This is a genomic window from Microbacterium sp. p3-SID336 (genome assembly GCF_025143365.1).
In the GTDB taxonomy this organism is placed as follows: Bacteria; Actinomycetota; Actinomycetes; order Actinomycetales; family Microbacteriaceae; genus Microbacterium.
The window spans coordinates 17,653-26,510 of sequence record NZ_JALXPE010000046.1; the positions used below are offsets into that span (position 1 = coordinate 17,653).

13 protein-coding genes are annotated in these 8,858 nt (G+C 68.1%); 8 read left to right on the forward strand and 5 right to left on the reverse strand.

Going from position 1 to position 8,858, the window contains the following annotated elements:
- The first annotated feature begins 502 nt into the window (after window positions 1–502).
- Together M3C17_RS13790 and M3C17_RS13795 are read left to right on the forward strand one after the other, a co-directional pair.
- A complete protein-coding gene (locus M3C17_RS13790) occupies window positions 503–1,426 on the forward strand; it encodes an AEC family transporter (RefSeq protein ID WP_259978436.1) in 924 nt (307 codons plus the stop codon).
- A 454-nt stretch (window positions 1,427–1,880) separates the two neighbouring features.
- Window positions 1,881–2,999 (forward strand): hypothetical protein, encoded by a 1,119-nt coding sequence (locus M3C17_RS13795; RefSeq protein WP_259978437.1) that lies wholly within the window; start codon window positions 1,881–1,883, stop codon window positions 2,997–2,999.
- Between the two features lie 68 nt (window positions 3,000–3,067).
- Here the strand turns inward: M3C17_RS13795 and M3C17_RS13800 are convergent, their stop codons facing one another.
- Window positions 3,068–3,481, reverse strand: a complete 414-nt coding sequence (locus tag M3C17_RS13800; protein WP_259978439.1) for a VOC family protein — start codon at window positions 3,479–3,481, stop codon at window positions 3,068–3,070.
- Window positions 3,482–3,629: 148 nt separating this feature from the next.
- Between M3C17_RS13800 and M3C17_RS13805 the strand changes: the two genes are divergently transcribed.
- The 6 genes from M3C17_RS13805 (at window position 3,630) to M3C17_RS13830 (ending at window position 7,317) form a co-directional block, all read left to right on the forward strand.
- The gene (locus tag M3C17_RS13805) at window positions 3,630–4,547 is read left to right on the forward strand and encodes a LysR family transcriptional regulator (protein ID WP_259978440.1); all 918 of its coding nucleotides are present in this window, start codon (window positions 3,630–3,632) and stop codon (window positions 4,545–4,547) included.
- Window positions 4,548–4,718: 171 nt separating this feature from the next.
- Complete coding sequence (locus tag M3C17_RS13810; protein WP_259978441.1) at window positions 4,719–5,195, forward strand: carboxymuconolactone decarboxylase family protein; 477 nt, start codon at window positions 4,719–4,721, stop codon at window positions 5,193–5,195.
- 11 nt (window positions 5,196–5,206) lie between these two features.
- Window positions 5,207–5,497 carry a hypothetical protein gene (locus tag M3C17_RS13815; RefSeq protein WP_259978442.1) on the forward strand — a complete coding sequence of 97 codons (291 nt, stop codon included), beginning with the start codon at window positions 5,207–5,209 and terminating at the stop codon, window positions 5,495–5,497.
- A gap of 146 nt (window positions 5,498–5,643) precedes the next feature.
- Complete coding sequence (locus M3C17_RS13820) at window positions 5,644–6,078, forward strand: hypothetical protein (protein ID WP_259978443.1); 435 nt, start codon at window positions 5,644–5,646, stop codon at window positions 6,076–6,078.
- Window positions 6,075–6,395 carry a transcriptional regulator gene (locus M3C17_RS13825; protein ID WP_259978448.1) on the forward strand — a complete coding sequence of 107 codons (321 nt, stop codon included), beginning with the start codon at window positions 6,075–6,077 and terminating at the stop codon, window positions 6,393–6,395. Before M3C17_RS13820 ends, M3C17_RS13825 begins: the two co-directional genes overlap by 4 nt.
- A 61-nt stretch (window positions 6,396–6,456) precedes the next feature.
- Window positions 6,457–7,317 (forward strand): GNAT family N-acetyltransferase, encoded by an 861-nt coding sequence (locus M3C17_RS13830; protein ID WP_259978449.1) that lies wholly within the window; start codon window positions 6,457–6,459, stop codon window positions 7,315–7,317.
- 34 nt (window positions 7,318–7,351) lie between these two features.
- Here the strand turns inward: M3C17_RS13830 and M3C17_RS13835 are convergent, their stop codons facing one another.
- From M3C17_RS13835 to M3C17_RS13850, 4 genes are read right to left on the reverse strand one after another with little or no spacing between them, the layout of a single operon-like run.
- Window positions 7,352–7,786, reverse strand: a complete 435-nt coding sequence (locus M3C17_RS13835; RefSeq protein WP_259978450.1) for a hypothetical protein — start codon at window positions 7,784–7,786, stop codon at window positions 7,352–7,354.
- A gap of 24 nt (window positions 7,787–7,810) precedes the next feature.
- Window positions 7,811–8,017: a helix-turn-helix transcriptional regulator gene (locus M3C17_RS13840; RefSeq protein WP_259978451.1), complete on the reverse strand. Its 207-nt coding sequence runs from the start codon at window positions 8,015–8,017 to the stop codon at window positions 7,811–7,813.
- Window positions 8,014–8,370 (reverse strand): hypothetical protein, encoded by a 357-nt coding sequence (locus M3C17_RS13845; protein ID WP_259978453.1) that lies wholly within the window; start codon window positions 8,368–8,370, stop codon window positions 8,014–8,016. The genes M3C17_RS13840 and M3C17_RS13845 overlap by 4 nt, the downstream gene beginning before the upstream one ends.
- Window positions 8,367–8,819, reverse strand: a complete 453-nt coding sequence (locus tag M3C17_RS13850; protein ID WP_259978454.1) for an OsmC family protein — start codon at window positions 8,817–8,819, stop codon at window positions 8,367–8,369. Before M3C17_RS13850 ends, M3C17_RS13845 begins: the two co-directional genes overlap by 4 nt.
- Window positions 8,820–8,858 lie beyond the last annotated feature (39 nt).

Genomic DNA, 8,858 nt, shown 5'->3' on the forward strand with positions numbered 1-8,858 from the left:
CGTCGCCGAGCGATGCCATCGAGCTCGGCGGTGACCTCGTCGAGCCGCGCGCGGAGATCCCGTGCGCTGTCGGCGGCGGGGCGCTGCTCTTGACTCTCGGGACCGTCCGTCATGCGCTCACCGTACCTCGGGCTGACAGGATGCGAACCAGCGCCGCCGTAGAACGCCAGGCGAGCCTCACCCACTGAACTTCCCATACGCCAATGATCCGCCGAGTTCACGACACACCACTGTCGGCGATGCCAGCTAGCAGACAAGCTGGCTTCGTGGCCGGAGCGCGGGCGAGCCACGCCTGCCCCCGATTCGAATCGAGCCTCAGCCGCGATTGGAGAGCAGCTTGACGGCGCTCGAGTGATGCTCTTGGCCCGAGCCGCTGGCGGAAGACGGGAGGCTGGCGTGCTGCTCGTTCGAGCCTGGTTCCCGGTGCGGAGCGCATTCGATTCTCGTCGCCGGTAGCCTGAGACCGCACTTGCATGGACCGGCGACTGGAACAAGGGATGTGATGGCTGAAGTTCTGAGCGGCTTCGTCGTCATCGCCGCCATCGCTCTGGTTGGCCTCATCACTGCTCGTATCGGCGTACTCGGTGACACTGCAACGGCGGTGCTCAGCAAGCTGACGATGACCATTGGCTTGCCGGCGCTGGTGTTCACCGTAGTGAGCCGGTCACACCTCAGCGACATCTTCTCCGTCACGGGGCTTGTCGCGGCCATCTCCGGCATCATGATGATGGCGGTATTCGCCCTTGCCGGTTCATTCGCCCGCTGGGGTGCGGCAAGCACGACCATCGGATCGCTCGCGTCCGGACTCGTGAATTCAACGAACCTTGGCGTCCCGATCTCGACGTATCTCTTCGGCGACGTCACGGCGGTGACTGCCATCATGCTGTTTCAACTGTCGATTCTGACGCCTATCGCGCTCACTCTCCTGGACTTCATGACCGGCCGCGGCGACCGCAGCAGACCGTGGCGCATGCTACTGGTGCCTGTCCGAAATCCGGTCACCGTGACCGCGCTCGTCGCGATTGCCTTCAACCTGCTTGGCATCCACCTGCCGCCGCTGGCCATGGCCCCGGTGGAGCTGCTTGGGCAGCTCAGCGTGCCGGTGATGCTGTTGCTCTTCGGGATGTCTCTCATGCAGGCGAAGGTCCGAGTGCCGAGACCGGACCGTCTCCCGGTCGCGCTCTCCATCACCTTGAAGTCCCTCGTACAGCCGGCGGTGGCCTACGTTCTCGCGCGTTGGGTCTTCCACCTCGAGGACTCGGTCGTGTTCGTGTGCGTGGCGTGCGCTGCCCTGCCGACGGCCCAGAACGTTGTCGTGTGCGCAACTCGCTACAACGTAGGCCTCAATATCGCGCGGACGAGCGCCATCGTCACAACCGTGCTCACTATCCCCCTTCTCCTGGCGGCGGTCGCGCTGTTGACGTAAGTGGAACGCTCAGAGCGGCCTTCCCCCGGGCAGGCACACCGACCGGATCTCTCGCACTGATCGACCACGGGGCGACCATCGTCGCGATCGAGCACAACCTCCGCGTGATCGCGTGTGCCGACCACGTGATCGACCTGGGGCCCGGCGCCGGCAACCAGGGAGGCACGATTCTGCACCAAGGCACCCCAGGAGAGCTCGTCCGCGCACCCGCTTCCCTCACAGGCCGGTACCTCGCGCAGGAGACCAGAATCGCCGGCACTCACGCTGGCACGTAGGCCCTCCGCGGTTCGCATGTACGCTGGTGCCGTGATGTGGCGACAGCGATTTCTGCACCCCCGGCCGGGCAATGGCCGCGGGGTCATCGACGTACGCCGATAGCGCGTCAGGTCTCCGCAGGTACGGCCGGGGGAAGAGAAGGTCGTTCACCCACCTGCAACAGTCTCGGAGACCTCCCATGTCGCACACCAACTACCTGACTTCTGACCAGCTTCACCGCGCCCTGACGCTGCGTGACCTCACTGACCCGGCTCGCGGCGCCCATGCGATCCAGATCCTCTTGGAATCGGTGGTGGGCGCCCTGCAATCGGACTGGCATAGCACGGTCCGCCACCTGCGGACGACGCCGATCGTGCCGGTGCACGAGAACTACGATCGCCTCCGCTACGACGCCCAAGATGTCACCCGCGATCGCAGGTACACCCGCTACCTCAGCCGGACGGTGATGCTTCGCAGTCATACCAGCGCCGAGCTCCCCACGGCCCTCGAAGACTACGAGGGTCGAACGGACATCGACGAGCTCATCGTCGCGCCGGGTCTCGTCTATCGGCGCGATGCCGTCGACCGTAGCCACGTGGGCGAACCGCATCAGGTGGATCTGTGGCGCATCCGCAGCACATCAGACACGGACGACAAAGACATGATCGCGATGATCGAACAACTCGTCGAGGCTGTGCTGCCCGGCGCGAGATGGAGGCTGACGGATGCCGTGCACCCCTATACCGTCGGCGGCCGCCAGATCGACGTGCTTCACGACGGCGAATGGCTGGAGCTCGCCGAATGCGGCCGCATCCATCCGGATGTCCTCCGCGGATCTGGACTCGACCCTCTGCAGTGGTCGGGCCTGGCGCTCGGTATGGGTCTGGAACGGGCCCTGATGCTGCGCAAGGGCATCCCCGACATCCGCTACCTGCGGGCGGAGGACCCGCGCATTGCCTCCCAGATGCTCACTCTGGAGCCATGGGAGCATGTCTCGACCCTGCCTGCCACACGTCGAGACATCTCCGTCGTGCTCGGTATCGACGAGGACGAGGAGACGCTGGGCGACCGCATCCGGGTCGCGCTCGGAGCTGATGCGGAAGTGATCGAGTCGGTCGAGGTGCTCAGCCGCACCGCCCACGAGGAACTCGCCGATGCGGCGCGCGTGAGGCTCGGGACGCGGGTGGGCCAGGTCAACCTCCTGCTGCGGATCGTCCTGCGGCCGATCGATCGGACACTGACGTCGGACGACGCCAACGCGATCCGAAACACCATCTACCGGGCGGTGCACGAAGGACCGGTGATGGAACTGATCTGAGTTCGGCCGCGTCGTGTCCGACGGAAGGGAATCCACCGGACCCGACGCCGCCGATCTCGGCGAAACGGCTACTCGGCGTACGGCTGATCGGGTGCGTGATCGCTGTAGCCGATGCTCCAGATGTAGCCGTCCGGGTCGGCGAACGTGCCGCCGTACCCGCCCCAGGGCAGCGCGCCCGCCGGGTTGAGAATCGTCGCACCGGCGGCGTGCGCCTCCATGATGACCTCGTCGACGCGTGCCTCGGAGCGGACGACGTAGGTCAGCACCACGCCGCTGAACCCGCTGCCCTCCGGGTCGGCGCCGACCTGTGCGGCGAGTCCGTCGCGTCCGTAGAAACCGACGGGCGAGGCACCATCGGATTCGAAGAACACGGAGATGCCGAAGTCGCTCTGGACCTTCCAACCGAGTCCCTCGGTGTAGAACCTTTTGGCCCGATCCATGTCCCGGACGCCGAGAAGAATCGAGCTGACGTGTGCTTTCATGCTGTGCTCCCTGTTCGTGTGAGATGTTCGAGTCCAGAATGCGAAGGGTCGACCGCCTCATCAACGGGAGATGTCGCGACTGATCGATCAGTCCTGCTTATGTCGAGCGGGATAGGCTCGGGCCACCGGCACGGGCGGGAAGGACGCAATGGAGCTTCGAGACATCGAGATCTTCCTCACGCTCGCGGAGGAACTGCACTTCGGCCGCACCGCGGCGCGACTGCACGTCTCGCAGGCGCGAGTCAGTCAAGTGATCGCTCAGTTCGAGAGGCGGATCGGGGGGAGCCTGTTCGATCGGTCAAACCGTCGAGATGTGCGCCTCACGCCTGTCGGCGCCCGGCTCCGCGACGACCTGGCCCCCGCGCATGGCGCGCTACAGGGCGGCCTGGAACGCGCGAAGCTGTCGGCTCGCGGCATCGACGCCCGCCTGCGCGTCGGGTTGATGCCCTACAACGTCCCCGTTCTGCACGGCTACTGGAATGCCTTCGCCAGCCGCCACCCGACATACGAGCTGCAGGTGCGTCACGCGTCATTCGTCGACCCGTTCGGGAGCCTCCGGAGAGGCGAGATCGATGTTCTGGTCACTTGGCTCCCCGTCGAAGAAGCCGACCTGACCGTCGGGCCCACGCTGTTCACGGACTCCCGTGTCCTGGCGGTCTCCGTCGACCATGAGCTCGCCGGCAGGTCGTCGGCACCCCTCGAAGCGCTGGCGGACTTCGCCCATGTCCGGGTGCCGAACATGCCGGAGTCGTGGGAGAACGGCTACCTGCCCTTTCGCACGCCGAGCGGGCGGGCGATCGAGCGCGTGGAGGCGGTCACCAGTGCGGACGAGCTGCTGCAGCTCGTCAGCACCGGAGAGATCATCCATCCGTTCCCGGCGCACGTGGCGCACTACTGGTCCCTGCCCCAGATCCGCTGGCTGCCGATTCCGGATCTGCCGCGGCTCACGTATGCGCTGGTGTGGCGCACGGACGCGGAGAATGCTCCGATCCGCGCTTTCGCTCGGACCGTCGCAGATCTCGGACCGGTCGACGAGGGGCGAGAGCCACACGAACTCAGCCAGTGAGACCTAGGCCCCGCGGCGACCGCGAGCCAAGCTCGAGGTCGCGCCCGGGAGCATCCTTCCGATCGATAAGCCAGGACGCGATCGGTGTTTCGTGATTGGAGATTGTTCGCATTCCCGGGGGCTCACCAGGCTGGGGACAGGGGAATCGACCCCACAAGAAGGAGAGACGACATGACGACGACACTCACCACAACACCCCGGATGAGCAATCCGGCCGCGATCCTCGACGGCGCCTCGGCGGCGATCTTCGCGCTCATGAAGGCCGCGCGGCAGACGGACCTGGCGCACTCGACCCTCGAGTTGGTCCACCTGCGGGTGAGCCAGATCAACGGCTGCAGCCCCTGCGTCGACTCCGGCGTGAAGTCCGCGAAGAAGGCGGGCGAGTCTGACGAGCGCCTGCACGCGGTGGTCGCCTGGCGCGAGACGCCGTACTTCACTGACCAGGAGCGCGCCGCGCTGGCGCTGGCGGAGAGCGCCACCCGGCTTGCCGATCGACCGGACGCCGTGTCGGACGAGGTGTGGAACGACGCAGCGGGCTTCTTCGACGAGCGTCAGCTGGCAGCCCTGATCCTCTACATCGCGACGACCAACCTCTTCAACCGCCTGAACGCGACCACACGCCAGCTCGCCGGCGGCTCCTGGAACTGAGAGGCACCACGATGGCAACCGTACGAACCCACCGCTACACCGTCGAGGCCGGCAACCTGGCCGCGATGCTCGAACGCCGCACGAGCCTGATCGACGGCATCCGGTCGGCCAATCCGGCGTTCGCCGAGGCGACCCTGATCACGCTGGAGGACGGGTCCTACCTCGACATCTGGCGCTGGAACTCCGCGGCGGAGATGCAGCGCGCCTTGCAGAACGCAGCGAGCAGCCCCCTGGCCAGAGAGACACTGCGCCTGACCACGGATCACACCGTCCTCGATGGTGAGCTGCTGGACGAACGCTGAGTCGGCATCCAAGCGCCGGTGCCCCGGATCGTCGGGCACCGGCGCTGTTGCGGGAGAATCGGAAAGTACTTGAATAGTCGTAAAGTACATGTTTAGCTTGCAAGCACATTCGATTCCAAGGACACCGTTCCCGATCAGGAGGCATCATGTCGACGTCAAGAGACGACACCGGCCCCTCGTCGTCGGCAGCAGCCGAGGCGCTCCGCTCAGCGGACGCGGCGGCGGGCCGCATCCGCTCGCGTCGCCGCTGGTATGTCGCCGGCGCACTCGTGATGGCGGCCACGCTGGCGACCTTCACCATCGCCCTGGCCGCGTGGCCGGACCGCCTCGCCGCCGTGATCGTCCCCGGCCTCCTCTCCGTCGCCGCGATCCTCGCTCTTCTCGGGTGGAGCGGGCGGACCATCCCGACGGCAGCGACGGCGATCACGAACCGCGTCATGCTCGTCAGCGCCGCCTTGATGGTCGTGACGCTGGTGCTGAACCGGCTGCTCCCCGCGGGGTTCTCCGGTTGGCTCATCCTCACGGGTCTGCTGCCGGCGCTGCCCTTCCTCTACCTCGCGTGGCGGGTGGCCCGCGCATGACGCACCCGCGTCACCGCCTGGACGACCTGATCCACTCCCCCGTCCGCCTCTCGATCATGGCGGCCCTCGGCCAGGCGGACGCCGTCCATTTCGGCCTGCTGCGCGACACCGTGGAGGTGAGCGACTCCCTGCTCTCCAAGCACCTCGCCTCGCTCGAAGGCGCCGGGTACATCGCGGTGACGAAAGGATACGTGGGACGCCGCCCCCGCACCTGGTACTCCCTCACGGCGGAAGGCCGAGCGGCGTTCGACGCCTACATCGCCGCGCTACGGGAGATCGTGGACGCCCCCGAGCCCCCGGCAGCGTCCGACATCTAGTCAGAGCGGTCCGGAGGGCGTGTCCGCCGCGCGGCGGGCGGCTGCCTGGCAGGATGAGGCCGTGATAGCGGATCTTCCCGGGGGCCTGGTGGCCCGCCATCCCGTGCCGGACGACCACCCGCGCGTGCTGGCCGTGCTCGACGAGTGGTGGGCGGACCTCAAGGGTGACGACGGAGCGCGGGAGCGCGCGCTGCTGCTGCCGAGGCTCTACTTCCAGCACTTCACGACCACGAGCTTCGTGGTCGAGGACGAGGGCGGACGACTCGCGGCCTTCCTCATCGGATTCCTGTCGCAGACCGAGCCGGACACGGCGTACATCCATTTCGTCGGCGTCGATCCTCGCAGGCAGGGACAGGGCGTGGGGCGAGCGCTGTACCGCGCCTTCCTCGATGTCGCTGCTGCGAACGGCCGAACCGTCGTGCAAAGCGTGACCAGCCCCGAGAACGCCGGCTCGCAGGCGTTCCACCGCCGCCTCGGGTTCTCGGCGAGCGAGGTCATCCCCGACTACGACGGCCCGGGGCTCGCCCGGGTGGCGTTTCGCACGACGACGACTGCCGCCCCCGCGCGAGGCGCACGGGGGTTGCGCGTGCTCGACGGTGCACTGGTCCTGGAGAGGGTCGATGGCGTCGAGGCGCCCGCGGGTGACTGGGTCGCGCTCGTGCGCGCGCCGGACGGTCTCACCGCCATCCGCCCGGCACCGGGTACAGGGGCGCAGGAGCGGTGGATAGCCTTGTACGAGGCGGAGCCGGATCACGGCCTGGACGAGCCGGGGCTGCTCGTCGCGGTGCTGACGCCCCTCGCGCGGTCAGGCGTGCCCGTGTTCGTCGCCTCGACCTACGACGCCGACCTGGTCCTCGTCCCCGAAGAGCGCGCGCAGACCGCTCTCGCGGCCCTGCGGGCGTCCGGCTTCGCGATCTCCTGACGAGCCGATCGCGCCGTCGATCGGCAGCGGATGATCAGAGCCGGAGCTGATCCAGGCGCCCTGCACCGACGGGCGTGATCCGCAGCGACCGATCCTCCGAGCGGCGCGCCACCCACCCTGCGTCCAGCATCCCCTGGAGCAGCGCCGCCCCCAGGCGACCCGCGACATGCGGTCGCCGAGCCGTCCAGTCGAGGCAGCCTCGCACGAGCGGGCGCGTCGACTCCGCCACTGCGAGCGGCAGACCGAGCGCCGACCCGACCTCGTCGACGGCGACGCGCGCAGAACCCAGGTCTTCATCGAGCAGGCCCTGCTCGACCAGGTGGTCGGCGACGGCGATGCCGAGGTCCCCCGCCAGATGGTCGTAGCAGGAACGGGCGCGACGCATCGCCGCGCGGCGATCACTGGTCGCCCATGACGTCACCGGTGGCTCGCCGGTCAGACGCAGCACGGACTCGACGGCCTCTGCCACCGCGGGGTCGGCGATGCGGACGAGTCACGTGCGCCCTCGCTGCTCGACGACGAGCAGTCCGGCTTCGAGCAGCCTGGTCACGTGCGCGGTCGCCGTCGACGGGGCGATGCCGATGCGCGCGGCAAGGGCTCCGACCGGGAGCGGCACACCGCCGAGCAGCTCCTGCAGGATCTGCAGTCGGCGGGGCTCTGCGAACGCGTGCGCGAGCTGCTCGAGCGACGGGTTCGTCATGCGAGCACCGCCCGCGCACGCTCGACGTCGTCGACGACGAACACTTTGCGGTTGTCGTGATCACTGTACTGCGCCTCGACTCGGATGTCGGCGGCGTGCAGCGCCGACATCATGCGCCCCATCTCTCCCGGCACGTCCGCACGCAGCGGGACCACGAGCGCGGGCGCCGCGGTCGCACGGATGCCCGCGGCCTCCAGGGCAGCGACCGCGGCGGCGCCGTCGGCGACGAGATAGTGAGCCTGTCCGGCCCACACTCCCCCGCCTTCGAGACCAACGCCGGCCGCCCCGAGCACCGCGCCGATCCGGCTGACGTCGCCGGCGACATCCTCGACGGGGATGGCGAGGTCGTTCACGACAGCACCTCCACGGTCGGTGCGATGATCGCTTCTGCAGTGAGGGAGTTGGCGATGTAGCATCCGGCGTGCGCCTCGTGCAGGAGTTCGACCACGTGTGCCACGTCCCCACCTCGCACCGCGATCCGCGGAGTCAGTTCGACGCGCGTGATGCGCGCGGGCTGCTCGCCCATCGGCATGAACGCCGTGGCTTCGTCGTCGTAGCGCGCCACGTCGATGCCCGCGCGCGCCGCTACAGCGAGGAAGGAGAGCAGCAGACAGGAACTCGCCGCGGCGAGCAGCAGCTGCTCGGGGTTGGGTAGGGAGGCGTCGCCGCGGAAAGCCGCGTCTGCGCTGAGGGTGAGGATCTCCTCGGAGACCTGCACGTCGTGCTCTCGCCCGTACGCGCGGTACCCCGCGCCCGTGCTGCCCTCCCACGAGAGAGCGGTGCGGTACTGGTGAACGGTCATAGGGCCAGGCTAGAGGCCGGACGTTTCGATGGCGGACGA

What these genes read in the sequence shown, in the direction of transcription:
- M3C17_RS13790 (WP_259978436.1), top strand. Translation starts at nt 503, where the DNA reads ATGGCTGAAGTTCTGAGCGGCTTCGTCGTCATCGCCGCCATCGCTCTG.
- M3C17_RS13795 (WP_259978437.1), top strand. Translation starts at nt 1,881, where the DNA reads ATGTCGCACACCAACTACCTGACTTCTGACCAGCTTCACCGCGCCCTG.
- M3C17_RS13800 (WP_259978439.1), bottom strand. Translation starts at nt 3,481, where the DNA reads ATGAAAGCACACGTCAGCTCGATTCTTCTCGGCGTCCGGGACATGGAT.
- M3C17_RS13805 (WP_259978440.1), top strand. Translation starts at nt 3,630, where the DNA reads ATGGAGCTTCGAGACATCGAGATCTTCCTCACGCTCGCGGAGGAACTG.
- M3C17_RS13810 (WP_259978441.1), top strand. Translation starts at nt 4,719, where the DNA reads ATGACGACGACACTCACCACAACACCCCGGATGAGCAATCCGGCCGCG.
- M3C17_RS13815 (WP_259978442.1), top strand. Translation starts at nt 5,207, where the DNA reads ATGGCAACCGTACGAACCCACCGCTACACCGTCGAGGCCGGCAACCTG.
- M3C17_RS13820 (WP_259978443.1), top strand. Translation starts at nt 5,644, where the DNA reads ATGTCGACGTCAAGAGACGACACCGGCCCCTCGTCGTCGGCAGCAGCC.
- M3C17_RS13825 (WP_259978448.1), top strand. Translation starts at nt 6,075, where the DNA reads ATGACGCACCCGCGTCACCGCCTGGACGACCTGATCCACTCCCCCGTC.
- M3C17_RS13840 (WP_259978451.1), bottom strand. Translation starts at nt 8,017, where the DNA reads ATGACGAACCCGTCGCTCGAGCAGCTCGCGCACGCGTTCGCAGAGCCC.
- M3C17_RS13850 (WP_259978454.1), bottom strand. Translation starts at nt 8,819, where the DNA reads ATGACCGTTCACCAGTACCGCACCGCTCTCTCGTGGGAGGGCAGCACG.